This is a genomic window from Kitasatospora sp. NPDC034035 (genome assembly GCF_055575755.1).
On the sequence record NZ_JBVISA010000026.1, the window covers coordinates 119,070 to 137,271 of the forward strand.

At 73.1% G+C, this 18,202-nt stretch carries 16 protein-coding genes; 4 read left to right on the forward strand and 12 right to left on the reverse strand.

What is annotated here, in order from left to right:
- Window positions 1-29: 29 nt before the first annotated feature.
- Window positions 30-2,126, reverse strand: coding sequence for an MMPL family transporter (locus tag ACZ52J_RS30770; protein WP_465623384.1), 2,097 nt, complete (start codon window positions 2,124-2,126; stop codon window positions 30-32).
- Window positions 2,127-2,298: 172 nt separating this feature from the next.
- On the reverse strand, window positions 2,299-3,240 hold the full coding sequence (locus ACZ52J_RS30775; RefSeq protein ID WP_465623385.1) for a deoxyribonuclease IV: 942 nt from the start codon (window positions 3,238-3,240) through the stop codon (window positions 2,299-2,301).
- A 200-nt stretch (window positions 3,241-3,440) separates the two neighbouring features.
- Between ACZ52J_RS30775 and ACZ52J_RS30780 the strand changes: the two genes are divergently transcribed.
- The 3 genes from ACZ52J_RS30780 (at window position 3,441) to ACZ52J_RS30790 (ending at window position 7,352) form a co-directional block, all read left to right on the forward strand.
- A complete protein-coding gene (locus ACZ52J_RS30780) occupies window positions 3,441-4,799 on the forward strand; it encodes a cytochrome P450 family protein (protein WP_465623386.1) in 1,359 nt (452 codons plus the stop codon).
- A gap of 372 nt (window positions 4,800-5,171) precedes the next feature.
- Window positions 5,172-6,254: a right-handed parallel beta-helix repeat-containing protein gene (locus ACZ52J_RS30785; RefSeq protein WP_465623388.1), complete on the forward strand. Its 1,083-nt coding sequence runs from the start codon at window positions 5,172-5,174 to the stop codon at window positions 6,252-6,254.
- Window positions 6,255-6,317: 63 nt separating this feature from the next.
- Window positions 6,318-7,352, forward strand: a complete 1,035-nt coding sequence (locus tag ACZ52J_RS30790) for a methyltransferase (protein WP_465623389.1) — start codon at window positions 6,318-6,320, stop codon at window positions 7,350-7,352.
- A gap of 153 nt (window positions 7,353-7,505) precedes the next feature.
- Here the strand turns inward: ACZ52J_RS30790 and ACZ52J_RS30795 are convergent, their stop codons facing one another.
- From ACZ52J_RS30795 to ACZ52J_RS30835, 9 genes are all read right to left on the reverse strand, one after another.
- Complete coding sequence (locus ACZ52J_RS30795; RefSeq protein ID WP_465623390.1) at window positions 7,506-8,195, reverse strand: class F sortase; 690 nt, start codon at window positions 8,193-8,195, stop codon at window positions 7,506-7,508.
- A 105-nt stretch (window positions 8,196-8,300) separates the two neighbouring features.
- The gene (locus ACZ52J_RS30800) at window positions 8,301-8,726 is read right to left on the reverse strand and encodes a hypothetical protein (RefSeq protein ID WP_360503305.1); all 426 of its coding nucleotides are present in this window, start codon (window positions 8,724-8,726) and stop codon (window positions 8,301-8,303) included.
- Window positions 8,727-9,048: 322 nt separating this feature from the next.
- Window positions 9,049-9,378: a TcmI family type II polyketide cyclase gene (locus ACZ52J_RS30805; protein WP_360503308.1), complete on the reverse strand. Its 330-nt coding sequence runs from the start codon at window positions 9,376-9,378 to the stop codon at window positions 9,049-9,051.
- Complete coding sequence (locus tag ACZ52J_RS30810) at window positions 9,375-9,830, reverse strand: SRPBCC family protein (protein WP_465623392.1); 456 nt, start codon at window positions 9,828-9,830, stop codon at window positions 9,375-9,377. The genes ACZ52J_RS30805 and ACZ52J_RS30810 overlap by 4 nt, the downstream gene beginning before the upstream one ends.
- A gap of 1 nt (window position 9,831) precedes the next feature.
- Entirely contained in the window at window positions 9,832-10,092 is a 261-nt protein-coding gene (locus ACZ52J_RS30815; protein ID WP_360503352.1) for an acyl carrier protein, read from the reverse strand.
- A 46-nt stretch (window positions 10,093-10,138) separates the two neighbouring features.
- A complete protein-coding gene (locus ACZ52J_RS30820; protein WP_465623393.1) occupies window positions 10,139-11,380 on the reverse strand; it encodes a beta-ketoacyl synthase N-terminal-like domain-containing protein in 1,242 nt (413 codons plus the stop codon).
- A 5-nt stretch (window positions 11,381-11,385) separates the two neighbouring features.
- Window positions 11,386-12,642 (reverse strand): beta-ketoacyl-[acyl-carrier-protein] synthase family protein, encoded by a 1,257-nt coding sequence (locus tag ACZ52J_RS30825; RefSeq protein WP_465623395.1) that lies wholly within the window; start codon window positions 12,640-12,642, stop codon window positions 11,386-11,388.
- Window positions 12,639-13,064: a cupin domain-containing protein gene (locus ACZ52J_RS30830; protein WP_360503320.1), complete on the reverse strand. Its 426-nt coding sequence runs from the start codon at window positions 13,062-13,064 to the stop codon at window positions 12,639-12,641. The genes ACZ52J_RS30825 and ACZ52J_RS30830 overlap by 4 nt, the downstream gene beginning before the upstream one ends.
- A 39-nt stretch (window positions 13,065-13,103) precedes the next feature.
- Window positions 13,104-14,279 (reverse strand): SchA/CurD-like domain-containing protein, encoded by a 1,176-nt coding sequence (locus ACZ52J_RS30835; RefSeq protein WP_360503323.1) that lies wholly within the window; start codon window positions 14,277-14,279, stop codon window positions 13,104-13,106.
- A gap of 196 nt (window positions 14,280-14,475) precedes the next feature.
- Here ACZ52J_RS30835 and ACZ52J_RS30840 point away from each other — a divergent pair, with 196 nt between their 5' ends.
- Window positions 14,476-16,197 carry an FAD-dependent oxidoreductase gene (locus ACZ52J_RS30840; RefSeq protein WP_465623397.1) on the forward strand — a complete coding sequence of 574 codons (1,722 nt, stop codon included), beginning with the start codon at window positions 14,476-14,478 and terminating at the stop codon, window positions 16,195-16,197.
- Window positions 16,198-16,261: 64 nt separating this feature from the next.
- On the opposite strand, the gene ACZ52J_RS30845 is transcribed toward ACZ52J_RS30840, so the two are convergent.
- Entirely contained in the window at window positions 16,262-17,923 is a 1,662-nt protein-coding gene (locus tag ACZ52J_RS30845) for an APC family permease (protein ID WP_465623398.1), read from the reverse strand.
- Between the last annotated feature and the right edge of the window lie 279 nt (window positions 17,924-18,202).

Here is an 18,202-nt window from a genome sequence, read left to right on the forward strand (position 1 = left end):
CTGTCTGCTCACCGCCGTCTGCGCACGGCTCACGGCTGTCTGGTCAGCCGAGCCTCCGGGACCAGGGCGGGCCGGGACAGCTGCCCCGGCCACCACATGTGCCGGTCGAGGTCCATGGTGAGCGCCGTGACCAGCACCGAGCGCACCACCAGGGTGTCGAGCAGCACGCCGAGGGCCACCGCGAAGCCGATCTCGGCGAAGCCCACGATCGGCAGGGTGCCGAGGACGGCGAAGGTGCTGGCCAGGATCAGGCCGGCCGAGGTGATCACCCCGCCGGTGGCGGACAGCCCGTTCAACGCCCCCTGCCGGGTGCCGTGCTGGGCGGACTCCTCGCGGACCCGGGTCGTCAGGAAGATGTTGTAGTCGATCCCCAGCGCGACCAGGAAGACGAAGACGAACAGCGGGAACGCGTTGTCCTGGCCCTGGAAGTGGAAGACGTTCGCGAAGAAGAACGCGCTGATCCCGAGCGCCGCCGCGTACGAGAGCACCACGGTCGCGATCAGCACCAGCGGCGCCGTGACGGCCCGCAGCAGTACGGCCAGGATCAGCAGCACCACGCCGAGGATGAGCGGGATGATCGCCCGGTTGTCGTTCCCGGAGGCGCGTCCGGCGTCCAGGACGACGGCGGTGTTGCCGCCGACCTTGGCGTCCGCGTTCGGTACGGCGTGCACGGCGTCGCGCACCCGGTCGACGGTGTCCTTGGCGGCCTGGCTGTCCGGCGGGTCGGTGAGGGTGGCCTGGAACAGGGCCTGCCCGTCGTGGAGGACCGGCGGCGTGGTGGCCGCCACCCCGGTCGTGGTCCGGGCCGCTTCCCGGACGGCGGGGGCCCCGGCGCCGGTGGAGATGATGGTGAGCGGCGCGCCCGTCCCGCCGGGGAAGTGCTGCTGCAGCACCTGCTGGCCGACCACCGAGTCCGGCTTGCCGGTGAAGGTCCCGGCGGTGCTGAGGCCGTTGGCGTCGAGCGAGACCAGCCCGACGCAGCACGCCGCGAGCGCCAGCGCCGTCCCCACCCACACCTTGCGGGGCCGCCGGCCGATCCATCCCCCGATGTGCGCCCAGCGGCCGGTCCTGGTCGGCTCCGGCGTGCCGTACCCGGGCCGGACCGGCCAGAACACCCAGCGGCCGACGATCACCAGCAGCGCCGGCAGCAGGGTGAGCATGGCCACGAGGGCGACCAGGACGCCGATCGCGCAGACCGGGCCGAGGCCGCTGGTGGAGTTCATCTCGGCGATGAGCAGGCAGAGCATGGAGGCGATCACGGTCGCGGAGGAGGCCAGGATGGCGGGCCCGGCCCGGTGCAGGGCGAAGGCCATCGCCTCGTGCCGGTCCTGGTGGCGGCGCAGCTCCTCGCGGTAGCGGGCGGTGATCAGCAGCGCGTAGTCCGTCCCGGCGCCGAGCACCAGGACGATCAGGATGCCGGCGCTCTGCGCGTTGACGGTCAGGCCGGCGTGCTTGGCGAGCAGGTAGATGAACGCCTCGGCGACGGTCAGCGCCCCGGCCGCCGAGACCAGCGGCAGGATCCACAGCACCGGGCTGCGGTAGGTGAGCAGCAGCAGGATGATCACGACGCTGATGGTGGCGACGAGCAGTGAGCTGTCGATGCCCGCGAAGGCCTTGGCCTGGTCGGCGGCGACGCCACCGGGGCCTGTCACGTGGGTGGTCATGCCGTGGCTGCCGGCGGCGGCGGTCTGGCGCAGCTGGTCGACGGCGGGCTTCAGGTCGTTCCAGCCGTTGGTGCCGATGTCGATCGGCACGATGGTCTGCATCGCCTGCCCGTCGGCGGAGAGCACGGGGCCGATCACCGGTCCGACGACGTGCGGTACGGCGGCGAACTCGACGGCCTCACGGGTGGCCTCGGCCCGGTCGAGGGGGGTGATGCCGCCGGTCCGCTGGTACACCACGACGGCCTGGGCGGTGTCCACCGGCTGGAAGGTGCGCTGCTCGTTCAGCACCCGGGTGGACTCGGCGTTGCCGGGCAGCCAGCTGGACGCCTGGTTGTCCTCGGCGCCCATGAGCTTGCCGGCCAGCGGGCCGACGGCCACCAGCAGCACCAGCCACAGGGCGAGCACCACCCATTTGCTGTGGCGTCCGCACGGCAGCGCGGCGAGTTTCCGGGTCGGAGACATGGACGACCCCCAGGAAGGCCGGCGGCAGGGACTCGGATCAGCCTCGCACCGGCCCCGGGATCCGGCAGCTCCAGTCGCGGCCATGTGGCGGTCACACGCGACCCCGCCGAGTGGCGGTCACACGCACGCGATCCGCGGCGTGGCGGTCACACGCGACGTGCCGCCCGCGCCCTCAGAGGCGGACCGCCGCCCGCTCCCGCAGCTCCTTCAGCACCGCGATGTCCAGCGCGTGCCCGGTGCCGTCCCCGCCGTGCTTGCGGTCCGGGGTCTCCACCAGCAGTGGCACGCCGGCCGTCTCCGGGTGCTCGAACAGCTCGCGGAACGGCTCCGCGCCGATCATCCCGGCGCCGATGTTGGCGTGCCGGTCCTTGCGGGCGCCGACCACGTCCTCGGAGTCATTGGCGTGGATCAGCCGCAGCCGGCCCGGACCGGCGGCGGAGGCCAGGGCGTCCAGCGCGGCCGTCACCCCACCGGGTACCGCCAGGTCGTGCCCGGCCGCGAAGGCGTGGCAGGTGTCCAGGCAAACTCCCACCTTCGGGTGACCGTCCAGCGCCGCCACGTACTCGGCCAGCTCCTCCAGCCGTGAGCAGAGCGAGCTGCCCTGGCCTGCGGTCGGCTCCAGCAGCAGCCACGGCGCGTCCTCGCCGAGCGCGTCGAGTTCGTCCAGCAGCGGCCGGACGTCCGCGCGGACCTGCGCCATCGCCTCGGCCCGGCGCGAGCCGCCGCCGGGCGCCGTGCCGACCGCCGAGCCGGTGTGCAGCACGACACCGAGTGCGCCGATGGAGTGGCCCCGGCGCAGCGAGTGGCGCAGCGAGTCGGCCGAGCGCTCGCGGGTGGCCGGGTTGTCCGAGCCGAAGTTGATCAGGTAGGGCGCGTGCACCCAGGCGGGGATGGACCCCTCGGCGCAGGCGACGCGGAACTCCTCGTCCTGCGCCGGGTTACCCGGGGGAGTGGCCCAGCCGCGCGGGTTGGCCACGAACACCTGCACCGTCTCGGCGCCGACCCGCCGCGCGTACGCCAGGCCCGTCCCGGCCAGCCCCCGAGCGGCCACCGGGACGTGGGCACCGATCGGGTTGCGGGCGGTGGCGACGGGCGGTACGAGCGCGGTGGTCATGGCCCCGAGCATGTCACGCGACCGGACGACGGTGTCGGGCAGGCCGGAACGGGCGCCCGACGGCAGGGCTTCCCGAGGCCTGGCGAAACGATCCTCTGTACTCCATCGAGTGAATTGTGCGCCGAAAGGACGGACCACGACGCCCCAACTCCGTCACGATCCGTGACCACATGGACTCCGCGCCCCCTGAGGAGGCAGCCGTGACCACCGCCGAACCCGCCGAGACCGTCGACCTGCGCGCCGACCACCTGATCCGCGACCCCTTCACCGCCTTCGCCGAGCTGCGCGAACGCGCCCCGCTCGCCCGCGCCACCATCCCCGGCGTGGACCCGTTCTGGATCGCCGTCCGCTACCAGGACGTCCGCACCGTGCTGTCGGACCCGCGCTTCGCCAACAACGTGAGCACCGTCGACCACCCGGCGGACCCGGCGGAAACGCCGGACCCGGCAAACGCGCAGGACCCGCAGGACGCGCAGGTCCCGGCCGAGGCGCTCACCCCCGCCCACCGCACCGAACAGGTCTGGCGCGCCCGCGGCATGCCGCCCGAGTGCGCCAAGTACCTGCGCGCCGGCGTCTTCGACGCGGACGGCGCCCGGCACCGCCGGATGCGCGGCCTGGTGCACCCCGCCTTCACGGCCGGCGCGGTCGAGCGCCTGCGCCCCCGGATCGAACGGCTCGCCGAGGAGTACGCCCGGGCGCTGGCCGAGCACGCCGATCGGGACGGCGTGGTCGACCTGGTCGCGCACTTCGCCTACCCGCTGCCCGTCACGGTGATCTGCGAGCTGCTCGGCATCCCCGAGCCCGACCGCCCGCAGTGGCGCCGCTGGAGCTCCTACCTCGGCCGGGGCGCCGGGCCCGGCCTGGACGAGGCGCTGCGCGCCATGGTGGCCGCCGCCCGCGAGCTGATCGAGCGCCGGCGCGCCGAACCGGCCGCGGGCCTGCTCTCCCGGCTGGCCGCCGCCGAGGGCGACACCGTCGACCCGGTCGAGACCGTCTCGCTGATCCTCAACCTGATCGTGGCCGGGCACGAGACCACCGCCACCCTGATCGGCAACGGTACGGCCGCCCTGCTCGCCCACCCCGAGCAGCTGGCACTGGTCCGCGCCGACCCGGGGCGGCTGCCCGCCGCCGTCGACGAGCTGATGCGCTGGTGCGGCCCGACCATCGGTGGGGTGCCGCGCTACGCGACGGAGGACCTCACCCTGGCCGGCACCCTGATCCGCAAGGGCGAGGCGGTGATGCCGATCCTCGCCGGGGCCAACCACGACCCGCGGGTCTACGCCGAGCCGGAACGCCTCGACATCTGCCGGGCGGACGCGCCGGACCACGACGGACACCACGACGCGCACCTCGGCTTCGGCCACGGCACCCACCGCTGCCTGGGCGCGGCACTGGCGCACGAGGAGGCGGTGGTCGCCTTCGGCGCGCTGCTGCGCACGTACCCGCAGCTGGCCCTCGCGGTCGGACCGGAGGCCGTCGATCGCGGCCCGAACCCGGCCGCCTGGCACCTCGCCGCCCTGCCCGTACGGCTCGGCCCGCGGGCCCCGGCCGAGGGCTGAGCGGACCCCGGAGCCGGAACACCCCGCGCCCGACCCGTCCCACGCGTGACCGCCTCGCGCCCGACCGCACCCGCGGTCGGGCGCGTCGTCATGTCCGCCCGCGGCGCGCCACGCCGGGCCGTCCCACTCCCGGCCGACGCCCCGTCAGTCCCGCAGCCCAGCCCTGGTGGCGGCCCCACCCGGGCGACCGTACCGTCGACTCGGCCGCACCCACCGGCCGTCACCGCCCGCACACGGCGCGTCAGCCCGTACCGCCGGACCGGGCCGCACACCGCGACACCCCGACGACACCACCCGACGACACAGCCCCGACGACACCCCACCAAGCCATCACCACGAACACCGCGCGCGCCGAAAGACAGGTCACCACTCATGCCCACGCGACGGATCCACCACCTCGCCGCGGCCACCGCGGCCGCCACCGCCCTGACCACCGCCCTCACCACGCTGGCCGCCGCGCCCGCGGCCCACGCCATCGACATCGGCCCGATGCACCTCGTCCGGCCGGGCGAATCGATTCAGCAGGCCGTCGACGCCGCCCACCCCGGCGACACCGTCCTGCTGCTCCCCGGCACCTACCGGGGCAGCGTCCGCATCACCACCCCCGGCCTCACCCTGCGCGGCTCCGGCCCCGACAGCGTGATCACCCCCGGCAGCGGTACGGAGAACGCCTGCGCCACCGCCGGGCACGGCGTCTGCGTGGTCGGCACCGAGGCGAAGCCGCTGCCCGACGTCACGATCGAGGCCCTCGCCGTCACCGGCTTCGCCAAGAACGGCATCGACGCCAGCGGCACCACCGGCCTGACCGTCCGCCGCACCTACGTCCACGACAACGCCCAGCAGGGCATCAGCCAGGAGATGTCCACCCGGGCCGCCATCCTCGGCAACCGCTCCACCGACAACGGCCAGTCCGGTGTCTTCCTCGCCAACTACGCCTACCGCGAGGGCGGCGCGCCCGACACCGGCGGCACCGTGGTCGAGGGCAACGAGCTGACCGGCAACCGGGTCGGCGTCACCGTCCGCCGGCTGCGCGGGCTGGCCGTCCAGGACAACGACATCAGCGGCAACTGCGGCGGTGTCTTCGTCGTCGGCGACGAGGGCGTGCCCCGCGCCGGAAACCTGGACGTGCGGCGCAACAAGGTCGTCGCCAACAACAAGTTCTGCGCGGCGAACCCGCGCCTGGGAGCAATCCAGGGCGCAGGCATCGTGCTCACCGGGACCGAGGACACCCGGGTCACCGACAACGAGGTCCGCGACAACACGGGCACCTCGGACTTCTCCGGCGGCATCGTCCTCTTCAAGAGCGTCGTCGGCATCTCCAACGCCCGGGCCGTGGTCACCGACAACCACCTGCGCGGCAACGGCCCCGCCGACCTCGCCGACCGCGACGCCGGCGCGGGCAACACCTTCGCCCGCAACACCTGCGAACGCTCCGAGCCGTCCGGCCGCTGCTGAGCACCCCGACCCGCCCGCCGCTCACCCCGACCTCTCGCCGCCCACCCCCCCCAAGGACCGCCCATGACCACCGCACCCGCCCACGCCAGTCCGCAGGCCGCGATGCGCCTGCGCGAGCTCGTCTTCGGTGCCGCCTGCGCCGCCGCCGTCCGCGCGGCCGCCCGCCTTGGTGTCGCCGACGCGCTCGGCGACACCCCAACCGCCGTGACCGACCTCGCCGCCGCGCTCGACACCGAGCCCCGCCAGCTGCGCCGCCTGCTGCGCGCGCTCACCTGCTACGGCATCTTCGCCGAGAGCGGCGACGACCGCTTCGAGCACACCGAGATGTCCCGCCTGCTGCGCGAGGACGCCCCCAACTCCCTGCGCTACATCTCCCTCTGGTGCACCGAGCCGTGGACCTGGGAGGCCTGGCCGAAGCTGGACGAGGCGGTCCGTTCCGGCCGCAACGTCTTCCCGGAGCTGTTCGGCAAGGAGTTCTTCGACTACCTGCACAGCGACGGCGGCGACTCGGCGAAGGTCTTCGACAAGGCGATGACCACCTCCAGCCGCCAGTCCGCCCAGGACTTCGCCGAGTACCTGGACCTCACCGGCGTCGACTCGGTCGTCGACATCGGCGGCGGCCAGGGCCACGTGCTGGCCAGCCTGCTCGAGAAGGTCCCGGCACTGCACGGCACGCTGCTCGACCTGCCCAAGGTCGTCGCCGGTGCCGACCCCCGGCTGCGGGACGGCGGCGTCTTCTCCGCCCGCGCCCGTCTGGTGCCGGGCGACTGCCGGGTGGACATCCCGGTCCGCGCCGACCTCTACATCATCAAGAACATCCTGGAGTGGGACGACGAGAGCACCCGCCGCACCCTTGCCAACGTGATGAAGGCGGCCCGCCCCGGCGCCCGCGTGGTGGTCGTGGAGAACCTCGTCGACAACAGTCCGTCGATGCGCTTCACCACCGCCATGGACCTGCTGCTGATGCTCAACGTGGGCGGTGCCAAGCACTCCGAGGAGAGCATGGTCCGGCTGATGGAGGAGGCCGGTCTGACGGTCACCGAGGTCTGCCCGGTCAACCCCTACCTGCACGCCTTCGAGGCCACCGTCCGCGGCTGACGCGGACGCCGTCACGCTGCACCCACCGCACACGCCGACCGCCGGCCCCCGCATCCCGGGGCCGGCGGTCGTCGTCTGCGTGCGCGGCCTCGGACTTTCAGCGCTGCCGGTCTTCACCGCTGCAGGCCTTCACCGCTGCAGGCTTTCGGCGCTTCAGGCCTTGTGCGAGGACTCCAGGTGGGCGAAGACCACCACGTTGTCCAGGTAGTCCCGCCGCTTCTTGTCGTACACGCCGCCGCAGGTGATCAGCCGCAGCTGGGCGTCGGGCGCCTTGCCGTACACCTTCTGGTCGGGGAAGGCGTCCTTGGCGAAGGTCTCCACCGAGTCCACCGTGAAGACCGCGACCGTGCCGTCCGCGCGGCTCACCTCGACCTTGTTGCCCGGCAGCAGCAGGCTCAGCAGCAGGAACACCGCCGGGCCCTTGGTGGTGTCCACGTGTCCGGCGACGACCGCGCTGCCGCGCTCGCCCGGGGTCGCGCCGTCCCGGTACCAGCCGACCAGGTTCTTGTCGTCCGGCGGCGGCGCGTTGAGCTGGCCGGCCGGGCCGAGGGTCAGCTCGGTGAACGGCGCGTCCACGGCGATCTGCGGGATCCGCAGCCGGGTCGGCTTGGCGCGCTTGAGTACCGGAGCCCCCGGCGCGGCCGCCGCGGGCGGCGGGGAGGCGGCGGCCGGCGGCCCGGGGACGGCCGGCGCGGTGGCCGCCGGGGGAGCGGCCTGGGTGGCCGCCGCGTCCGTGCTCGGCTCGGTGTCCACCGAGTTGTAGATCAGCAGCAGCCCGACCGCTGCCGCGCCCATCCCGGCGCGCAGCAGCCGGGGCATTCCAGAGGCGGGACCGCCCGTCATTCCTGTCCTCCGCTCAACCGGTTCCGAACGGCCCGCCGCCCCCGGTACGCCTCACCCCGGCCGGGGTGAGGCGCCCGGAGGCGGCGGGAAGCAGCGCGTCGGGCCTCAGGCGACCGCGCCGGAGGCACGGCGGCCGCGGCGCAGGGCGTAGGCGCCGGCCCCGAGGCCGCCGAGCAGCAGCACCGCGCCGGAGGCGAGCCCGCCGCCGGACAGCGCCAGACCGCCGCCACCGGTGTGCACGCCGCCGTGTGGGGTCTTGTGGTCCTCGTCCTTGGCTTCGGTGCCCTTGTGCTCTCCGGAGCCCTTCGGCTCCTCCATGCCCTTGTGCTCCTCGGAGGCGGCGCCCTTCTTGTCGTCCGCGGCCTTCGGGGCGCTGTCGGATGTGCCCTTGTCGGCGGGCTTGTCCTGCTTCTCCTGCCAGGTGAGGTTCTTGCCCTGATCGGAGGAGCCGTCGGCGAAGGCCAGGGGGGCACCGACGGTGAGGACGGCGGCGACGGCCGCCCCGGCGAGCAGCGTGCGTGCAGAACGCATGAGGATGATCCTTCCGGCGCGCGGACCCGCGACTGCCGACACGGTGCCGGGCAAGGGGGCTCGCGGGTGGTGCGCCTGATCCACCGTCAACCACCGTGGCGCCGCCTGCCACCGGAGCGTGGCAGTGTCGCTGCGGACTGTGCGCCCTTCGGGTGGAGTCCCGGGTGTGTTCACCCGGCTGCCCGGGCGATCCGGGTGAATCCGGGTGAGCCCGGGGTGAATCCGGTGACGAGCCGACATGGGAGCACGCCCAGGGGCGGGGCGGCGCACGTGGGCCCGCCCCCGGCGCACGGCCGGGGGCGGGCCCATCGGGACACGCCGGTCAGCGGTCCCAGCGGTAGAACTCCCGCGCCATCGCGTCCTTCGGCTCGCGCCAGGTGGCCGGGTCGTAGGCCTGGACGAAGGCGGTCAGCCGGTCGCTGACGGTCCGGAACTCGGGGTGCCCGATGACCTTGGCGACGGCCGGGCCCGGCGGGCGGTCGGCCTCGATCAGGTGCAGGTAGACGTCGCCGAACTGGAAGAGGCTGCGGCCGGTGACACCGATCAGGTGCGGCAGCTCGCCCTGGTCGGACTCGGCGAACACCTCGGCGATGTCCGGCGCCGCCTCGGGCTTCATCCGGGCGACGATCAGGGCCCGGTGCGGGCCGCTCACAGCTCCGCCGCCCGCTTCTCGACCTTCTCGCGGATCAGCTGCATCTGGATCCGCGAGTTCTTGTTGATGTGGTTGACCATGCCGTCGTCGTCGACCGGGGCGGTGGGCTTCATCGCGAAGTCCTGGACCCAGCGCATCCTGGTGCCGGCCGGGACCTCCGCGTACTCCCAGCGGATGTCCATGAACTCGAACGGGCCGGGCTCGACCCGGCGGGCGTTCACCGCCAGCGAGGACTTGTCGGTGGTGCGCTCGGAGACCCAGCTCCACACCTGGCCGTTCTCGTCCGGGTGCATGGTGAGCCGGAACTGCACGCGGTCGCCCTCGCGCTCCAGGACCTCGACCGAGGCGTACTCGCTGAACAGGTCCGGCCAGTTCTCCAGGTCGTTGGTGATCTCCCAGACCAGGTCGAGCGGCGCGGCGATGACGATCTCGTTGTCGGTGTGTCCGGGCATCTCAGGCACCAGCCTTCGCGGAGAGGGAGGAGTTGACCAGCTCGAGGAACTCGGCCGGGGTCTTGGCGGATTCGGCGCCGGAGGTGACCTTGAGGTTGTGCCGGTTCTCCAACTCGCCGACGACGCCGAGCAGTCCGAGCGAGTCGACGCCGAACGCGTCGAACTGCGCGCCCGACTTCGCCAGGGCGTCCGGGTCGACGCTGACGCCTGCCCGGGCCTGCAGCAGGGCGGCGAGTTCCGGATAGCCGAGGGTGTTGCTCATGGGGGTGTCGCTCACGGGGTTTCCCTTCGGGGTGTGACGGAGTTGTTCAGGAGCCCTCCCCGCGCCGGAGCACCAGCGCGGAGTTGGAGCCCATCAGCCCGCGGCTGAGCACCAGGGCGGTGCGCAGCTCGGCCGGGCGGGCGCGGCCGGTCACCAGGGCGAGGTCGTGGCAGACCTCGGTGACGTTGGGGGTGGGCGGCAGGACGCCGTCCTCCATGGCCAGCACGGCGGCGGTCACGTCCAGCATCGGGGCGCCGCAGTAGGCCCGGCCGGTGCCGGTCTTGGGCACGGTGACCGGGACGCGTTCGGCGGCCGGGCCGAGCGCGTCGGCCAGCGCCAGCGCCTCCGCCCGGTCGGCGGCGGGCACGCCCAGCGCGTCCGCGAAGACCACGTCGATCTCCTCGGGCGCGATCCGGGCCTCGTCCAGCGCGATCCGGATGGCGGCGGCCAGTCCCTCCCGGGACTCCTGCCAGCGGGAAGCCCCGGTGAAGGTGGCGCCGTGCCCGGCCAGGTGCGCGCGGACGGTGGCGCCGCGCCGCAGGGCCGTCTGCTCGTCCTCGAGCATCAGCATCGCGCCGCCCTCGGCGGGGGCGAAGCCGCAGGCCCGCGCGGTGAACGGCAGGTAGGCCTCCTCGGCCCGCTCGGCCAGGCTCAGCTCGGGGTAGCCGAGCTGGCAGACCATCGAGTACGGCGCCAGCGGGGCCTCGGCGGCGCCGACCACCACCGCGTCGGTGCCGCGCGCGATCGAGCGGGCGGCGTGTGCGAGGGCGTCCAGGCCGCCGGCCTCGTCGCTGGCGACGACCGCGCACGGGCCCTTGTAGCCGCCGCGGATCGAGATCTGGCCGGTGCTGGCCGCGTAGAACCAGGCGATGGACTGGTACGGGCCGACGAACTTCGGCCCCTGGCCCCAGAGTTGCTGGAGCTCGCGCTGGCCGAACTCGCCGCCGCCGGAGCCGGCCGCGGTCACCACGCCGACCGCGAAGGGCTGTTCGGCGTCGGGCCGGAAGCGGGCGTCCGCCACCGCCAGGTCGGCGGCGGCCATCGCGTAGTGCGTGAAGCGGTCGGTCTGCACCAGGTAGCGGTTGTCGATCGCCGACTGCGGCTCGAAGTCCCGCACCTGGCCCGCGATCCTGAGCGGCAGCTCGGTGCAGCCCTCGCGGGAAATCCGGTCGAGGACGCTCACGCCCTGCCTGGTGGCCTTCCAGAAGGCGTCGGCCCCGACGCCGTTCGGAGCCACCACGCCGAGGCCGGTGACCACCGCCCGGCGGCCCTGCTGACGTGACGTCATGGAACTCACCCCGTTCTGTTGAGCACGACGGCGGACTGGAATCCGCCGAATCCGCTGCCGACCGAGAGGATGTGGCTCAGTGGCAGCTCGCGCGCGGTGCGCGGCACGTAGTCGAGGTCGCACTCCGGGTCCGGAGTCTCGTAGTTGGCGGTCGGCGGCACGACGCCGTGGGCGAGCGCCAGGGTGCAGGCGACGACCTCGATGGCGCCGATCGCGCCGAGCGAGTGCCCGACCATCGACTTGATCGAGCTCATCGGGGTCTCGAAGGCGTGCCCGCCCAGCGAGCGCTTGACCGCGGCGGTCTCGTGCCGGTCGTTCTGCTTGGTGCCCGAGCCGTGCGCGTTGACGTAGTCGACGTCGGTGCGGTCGACCCGGGCGTGGGCGAGCGCGTGGTCGATCGCCCGGGACATCTCCAGCCCCTCCTTGGTGAGGCCGGTCATGTGGTACGCGTTGCCGAAGGTGGCGAAGCCGCCGACCTCGCCGTAGATCCGGGCGCCGCGGCGGCGGGCGTGCTCCAGCTCCTCCAGCACCAGGACGGCGCCGCCCTCGCCGAGGACGAAGCCGTCGCGGTCGGCGTCGAAGGGGCGGGAGGCGTGCTGCGGGTCGTCGTTGCGCTCGCTGGTGGCCTTGATGGCGTCGAAGCAGGCGACGGTGATCGGCGAGATCGGGGAGTCGGAGGCGCCCGCGATGCAGATGTCGGCGCGGCCCTCCTCGACCGCCTGGAAGCCGTAGCCGATCGCGTCCAGGCCGGAGGTGCAACCGGTGGAGACGGTCTGCACCGGGCCGTGCGCGCCGTTCCGCTCGGCCACCGCGGAGGCGAGCGTGCTGGGCGCGAACGCCCGGTGCAGCTGCGGCTCCGCCTGCCGGTGGTCCACGTCCCAGCGTGCGCCGGCGGCGCTGACCAGGGCGTAGTCGTGCTCCAGCCGGGTGGTGCCGCCGACGGCGGTGCCGAGCGAGACGGCGATCCGCCACGGGTCCTCGGCGGCGAGGTCCAGGCCGGCGTCGGCGACCGCCTCGTCGGCCGCGACCATTGCGAACTGGACGTAGCGGTCGGCCCGTTGGACGTCCTGCGGGCTCAGCCCGTGGGCCGCCGGGTCGAAGTCGACCTCGGCGGCGATCCGGGAGCGGAATCCGGTGGGGTCGAAGAGCGTGATGCCCCGGGTCGCGGTGCGGCCGGCCGTGAGGAGGTCCCAGAACGCCCGGACCCCGACCCCGCCGGGCGCGACCACACCGACCCCGGTGACGGCGACCCGCCGCGTCACGAGGCCACCTTGGCGTGTTCCGGCGGGCCGGACGCGGCGGACTCCTCGGTGGTCACGTGGCCGAGGTCGGGGCGCGGGGCGAGCGGGCCGAGGTGGAAGACCATCCGGGCCTCGGTGTCGCCGACGTTGCGGAAGCGGTGGCGCATGTTGATCGGGATCATCAGGCCCTGGTCGGGCTTGAGCGGATGGGGCTTCCCGTCCAGGTCCACCTCCAGCTCGCCGCAGACGACGAACACGAACTCCTCGGAGTAGGGGTGGTAGTGCTCGCCGATCCGCTCGCCGGGCTTGACGATCGCCAGGCCCATGAAGCCGCTGGTCGCCCCGCAGCTGGTCGGGGTGAGCATGGTGCGCAGCTCCGCGCCGTGCCGGCGGTTCTCCGGAGCCTCGTCGACGTTGACGATCCGTGGGTACTGCGTGGTCATGGTGGTCTTCCTCCGGTGCAGTCGGGAGTTGACGGAGCGTCAGTTGTCGCGGGGGTCGCTCGAGCGGCGGTCGGTGACCGGGTTCATGGCGCGGGCGGCGAGGAACGCGCTGAGCCCGGCGACGGTGCGCAGGTCGCCCTGCGGGCCGAGGTCGAGCAGCCGGGCGAGGGTGGCCGCCTCCTGGTCGTCCGCCACGCCGAGGGCGGCCGCCGGGTCGGCCTCGGCCGGAACCCGCAGGTCGACCAGGCGCACCACCACGTCCTCGCGCTGGAAGACGGTGGCCGCCGCGACCGGCCCGGTCGGGTCGGCGGTGGCCATGTTGTCGTGCTCGGCCAGCAGCTCGGCCACGGACCGCCCGTGGCCCGGACGGATGGGGTAGAGCACGGCGTGCCGGTGCAGCCGTCCGGAGGCTGGGGAGCTGGCGATCGCCTGGTGCGTGGCGGGCAGCGCGGCCTTGGCGAAGAAGGCGCGGGCGGCCTGCGGGTCACCGAGCTGGCGGGCCTCCTCCAGGTACGGGTTGATCGCCTCCTCGACGGCCCGCACCTCGGGCTGCATCGCCACGTGGCGCAGCGCGTCGCCCAGGTTGCCGACCACCTCGACGGCCCGCACCACCCGGTTGCCGTGCATGAACAGCGAGGTGCGCTGCAGCCGGGTGTGCTCGTCGACCTCGGCCCTGGGGGAGGCGTAGCCGGAGAGGATCCGCGCCACCTCGGGCTCGCTGCCGGGCTTGACGGTGAAGGTCAGCGCGTGGCGGACCACACCGTCCGGGCCCGGCTCGGCCTTCGGCGGGCCGACGTGGCCGGCGGGCGTGGTGGGCGGCAGCCCGGGCGGCACCTCCATCGGGGCCCGGGTGCCGGTGGTGCCGGCCGCCGAGGTCTCGCGCAGGACGGCGTAGCGCAGTGACCGGAAGTTGTCGCTGACGCAGCCGTGCATCGGCTTGACCATCTCGCGGTGGGCCGGGCTGTCCACCCACTGCAGGAAGGTCTCCTGGTCCTCCCACTCGCTGGTGATCAGCCACTGGCGCGGGTCGTTGATCGACTGGCACAGCTGGTCGCTGACGTGGCCGGGGACCGAGGCCACCTGGTGGCGCAGCTGTTCGTAGACGTCGAGGAAGCGCTGCTGGGCGCCGTCCTGGATCTCCAGCATCAGTACCACCCGCAACCGGGTGTCGGACTCGGCCTGCTGCCTCGGCTGGGGTTCGGACAGAGTTGTCATGATCCACTTTCTGCTCTTGGCCGCACGCTGCGGGCCGTGTCGGCCGCGCCCGGCGGGTGCTCCCCGGCGTGGGAAGGCGGTCGGCCCGGGCGGTCGGCGCCAGGCCTGAGGTCGATCGTGGGCGGCGCACAGGGTGCGGCGCGAGATTTGCGGGCCATCCGGGCGAAGGGGCGGCACAGGGGGCCCCGGGCGGGGGATGGAAGAGCGGGGCCCCCGGCTGAGCGGGCCCGTCGAGGGCGGCGCCGAGCCCAGTCTTCGGGCCGCCGGATCCCCTGACAGGGTGGAGCAATTGATGAATCCGAAGATCGACGACCGGGTGCCGGTCCTGATCGTGGGCGGCTCGCTGGTCGGGCTGTCGGCCTCACTCTTCCTCGGCCGGCTCGGGGTCGGACACCTGCTGGTCGAGAAGCACGCCGACACCTCGCATCACCCGCGCGGCCGAGGCAACAACATCCGCACGATGGAGCTGTACCGGGTGGCCGGGATCGAGCCGGCGATCCGCGAGGCGGCCTCGGTCCTCGCCCCCAACCACGGCATCCTGCAGGCGCCCTCGCTGACCGGCGCCGAGCAGGAGTGGCTGTTCCGCGAGATCGACCCGGGCGGCCGGCTGGCCCGGTTCAGCCCCAGCTCGTGGTGCCTGTGCAGCCAGAACGACCTGGAGCCGGTGCTCCTGCGGGCGGCCCGCGACCTGGGCGGGGACGTGCGGTTCAGCACCGAGCTGGTCTCCTTCGAGCAGGACGCCGACGGCGTGACCTCGGTGCTGCGCAGCCGGGAGAGCGGCGAGGAGCGGGTGGTGCGCTCGGAGTTCCTGATCGCGGCGGACGGCCCGCGCAGCCCGGTCCGGGAACGGCTGGGCATCGGCCGGACCGGCAAGGGCGAGCTGTTCCACAACGTCAGCATCACCTTCCGGGCCAAGCGGCTGGCGGAGGTGGTCGGCGACCGGCACTTCATCGCCTGCTACCTGACCAACCCGGAGGCGGACGGCGCGCTGCTGCCGGTGGACAACCAGGAGGAGTGGGTGTTCCACGCGCCGTGGCACCCCGAGCACGGCGAGCCGCTGGAGGCCTTCACCGACGAGCGCTGCGAGCGGCACATCCGCACCGCCGTCGGTCTGCCGGAGCTGGACGTCGAGGTGACCGGCCGGGCGCCCTGGCACGCGGCCGAACGGGTGGCCGAGCGGTACGGCGCCGGGCGGGTCTTCCTCGCCGGGGACTCCGCCCACGAGATGTCCCCGACCGGCGCCTTCGGCTCCAACACCGGCATCCAGGACGCCCACAACCTGGCCTGGAAGCTCGCTGCCGTGCTGTGCGGCTGGGCCGGGCCGCGGCTGCTGGAGACGTACGGGCAGGAGCGGCGCCCGGTCGCCCAGGTGACCAGCGAGCGCGCCTCGGCCCGCTCGGCCGAGCACAGCCACCCGGGCTACGCGGTGGTGCCGGGCGTCGGGCGGCAGGCCGGGGTGCTCGCGGTGGCGCTCGGTTACCGCTACCCGGTCGGCGCGGTGATCGGCACCGACCGGGCGGGCGCCGTCGTCCCCGAGCAGTTCGAGTCGGCGGGCGAGCCGGGCAGCCGCGCCCCGCACCAGTGGCTGCTGCGGGCGGGCGTGAAGCTCTCCACGCTGGACCTGTACGAGCAGGCGATGGTGCTGCTCACCGGCCCCGACGGCGCGGCCTGGCACGCGGGCGCCCGGCGGGCGGCGGACAAGCTGGCCGTCCCGCTGGACGCCTTCCGGATCGGCGACGGTGCCGAGGACGACCTGGCCCCGGAGCCGGGCACGGACTTCGCCGCCCTGCACGGCATCGGCCCGCAGGGCGCGGTCCTGGTCCGCCCGGACGGCTTCGTCGCGTGGCGCTCGTCCGGTCCGGCGCTGGACCCGGAGGCCGAGCTGGGCACGGTGCTGCGGACGGTGCTGGGCCTCTGAGGCATGCGGAAGGGCCCGCCGGTCGCTCGACCGGCGGGCCCTTCCTGGTGGTCGGGGGCGGGGGTCAGTGGCCGCCCGCGTCGATCACCTCGACGTCGGCGACCTCACGCTCGATCTCCTCGGCCGGCAGGGCGACCCGGATCGCCCAGTAGTAGATGCCGAGCGCGAACACCGCGACGAGCGCCATGTCGTACCACATCGGGATCAGGCCGGTGCCGTCGCCGAAGCCGCCCTGCCAGGAGACCAGGCCCAGGCCCAGCAGGTAGACCGGCAGCCACTGGGCGGCCTTCCAGTTCAGCCGCGGCGCGTTCGCCAGGCCCTTCTTGATCGCGTACACCGCGTAGCCGCCGAGCAGCAGGTAGCCGAGCACGATCGCGATGCCCAGGCGGGACAGGATGTGCCAGCCGGACCAGTAGATGATCAGGCTGGAGACCACGAACGCGGCCGGGGAGATCACGCCGCCCAGCGGCAGCCGGTAGGAGCGCTCACGGTCGGGCAGGCGGCGGCGCAGCGCGCCGAAGGCCAGCGGGGCGCCGGCGTACATCAGCACGCTGGCGGAGGTGATGAAGCCGACCAGCTCCTGCCAGCTCGGGAAGGGCAGGAAGCAGATCACGCCGGTGATGAAGGAGATGATCAGGCCGAACCACGGCACGCCGTTCTTGTCCAGGTGCTCGAACTTCTGCGGCGCGTAGCCGTTCTTGCTCAGGCCGTAGGAGATGCGCGAGGTGGAGGTGGTGTAGATCAGGCCGGTGCCACCGGGGGAGATGATCGCGTCGGCCTTCAGGATCCAGGCCAGCCAGCCGAGGCCGACCAGGGTGGCGAGACCGGCGAAGGGGCCGTCGATGCCGGGGAAGTCGAGCTTGTCCCAGCCGTTGGCGAAGGCGCTGACCGGCAGTGCGCCGATGAAGACGACCTGCAGCAGGGTGTAGATCATGGTGCCGATGGCGACCGACCCGAGCACGGCGCGGGGGATGTCGCGCTTGGGGTTGCGGCTCTCACCGGCGATCTGGATGGCCTGCTCGAAGCCGAGCAGCGCGAAGATGATGCCACTGGAGCTGATCGCCGCGAGCACGCCCTTGGCACCGAACGGGGCGAAGCCGTGCGAGGTGAAGTTCGAGCCGTGGAAGCTGGTGATCGCCAGGATGAAGATCGTGAACAGCGGGACGAAGATCTTCAGCCAGGTGGTGGCGGTGTTGGTCCGGGCGAGGGCCTTCACGCCGAGGAAGTTGACGGCGACGAAGACGCCCATCAGCAGGGTGGCGACGATGAACCCGCTGGTGGTGAGGGTGCCGTTGGTGTTCTGGAGCCCACTGGCCCAGGGCATGTCCTTCGCGTAGCCGATCATCGCCTCGACCTCGATCGGCGCGACGGTGGCGGCTTGGAGCCAGGAGAACCAGCCGAAGGACATGCCGGCCAGGCCGCCGAAGGCGTAGTGCGGGTAGCGCGCGGTGCCGCCGGCAACGGGGAAGAGCCCGCCGAGCTCGGCGTGCACCAGTGCGAGGAGCACGATGGCGACCGCGCCTATGCCCCAGGAGATGACGGCCGCCGGTCCGGCGACGACGACGCCGTTCTTGGCGCCGAACAGCCAGCCGGAGCCGATGATCGAGCCGACCGAGGCCCACATGAGGCCGACGAGGCCGATGGAGCGGTTGAGCGACCGGGTGGTGGTGCCGGATTCGGTGCCGGTGCTCTGCCCGGGCGGCGAGATCTGGTTGAGGGAAGCCATTGGCGATCTCTCTGTGTGTGGGGGCTCCGGGGTGGGCGGAGCGCGGAGAGTTGCCACACAGTAGGGCTATTCATAGACCTCTGCACAGATTTCATTACTGAATGTTTACTTTCTTTGCCGGATATCCGTGCTGGTAGGAGGCATTCTGTTCAGTTGTCTGTTACGTTACCTGTGGGTAGGTCCAGGATTTGAGCGTCGATTGAGCTTCGCTCCGCGAGCCTGCAATATGGACACCCTCGGTGATTCATGGAAATGGCGATCCCCGCATAGTGATGCACG

What these genes read in the sequence shown, in the direction of transcription:
- ACZ52J_RS30770 (WP_465623384.1), bottom strand. Translation starts at nt 2,126, where the DNA reads ATGTCTCCGACCCGGAAACTCGCCGCGCTGCCGTGCGGACGCCACAGC.
- ACZ52J_RS30775 (WP_465623385.1), bottom strand. Translation starts at nt 3,240, where the DNA reads ATGACCACCGCGCTCGTACCGCCCGTCGCCACCGCCCGCAACCCGATC.
- ACZ52J_RS30785 (WP_465623388.1), top strand. Translation starts at nt 5,172, where the DNA reads ATGCCCACGCGACGGATCCACCACCTCGCCGCGGCCACCGCGGCCGCC.
- ACZ52J_RS30790 (WP_465623389.1), top strand. Translation starts at nt 6,318, where the DNA reads ATGACCACCGCACCCGCCCACGCCAGTCCGCAGGCCGCGATGCGCCTG.
- ACZ52J_RS30795 (WP_465623390.1), bottom strand. Translation starts at nt 8,195, where the DNA reads ATGACGGGCGGTCCCGCCTCTGGAATGCCCCGGCTGCTGCGCGCCGGG.
- ACZ52J_RS30800 (WP_360503305.1), bottom strand. Translation starts at nt 8,726, where the DNA reads ATGCGTTCTGCACGCACGCTGCTCGCCGGGGCGGCCGTCGCCGCCGTC.
- ACZ52J_RS30810 (WP_465623392.1), bottom strand. Translation starts at nt 9,830, where the DNA reads ATGCCCGGACACACCGACAACGAGATCGTCATCGCCGCGCCGCTCGAC.
- ACZ52J_RS30815 (WP_360503352.1), bottom strand. Translation starts at nt 10,092, where the DNA reads ATGAGCAACACCCTCGGCTATCCGGAACTCGCCGCCCTGCTGCAGGCC.
- ACZ52J_RS30820 (WP_465623393.1), bottom strand. Translation starts at nt 11,380, where the DNA reads ATGACGTCACGTCAGCAGGGCCGCCGGGCGGTGGTCACCGGCCTCGGC.
- ACZ52J_RS30830 (WP_360503320.1), bottom strand. Translation starts at nt 13,064, where the DNA reads ATGACCACGCAGTACCCACGGATCGTCAACGTCGACGAGGCTCCGGAG.
- ACZ52J_RS30835 (WP_360503323.1), bottom strand. Translation starts at nt 14,279, where the DNA reads ATGACAACTCTGTCCGAACCCCAGCCGAGGCAGCAGGCCGAGTCCGAC.
- ACZ52J_RS30840 (WP_465623397.1), top strand. Translation starts at nt 14,476, where the DNA reads ATGGAAGAGCGGGGCCCCCGGCTGAGCGGGCCCGTCGAGGGCGGCGCC.
- ACZ52J_RS30845 (WP_465623398.1), bottom strand. Translation starts at nt 17,923, where the DNA reads ATGGCTTCCCTCAACCAGATCTCGCCGCCCGGGCAGAGCACCGGCACC.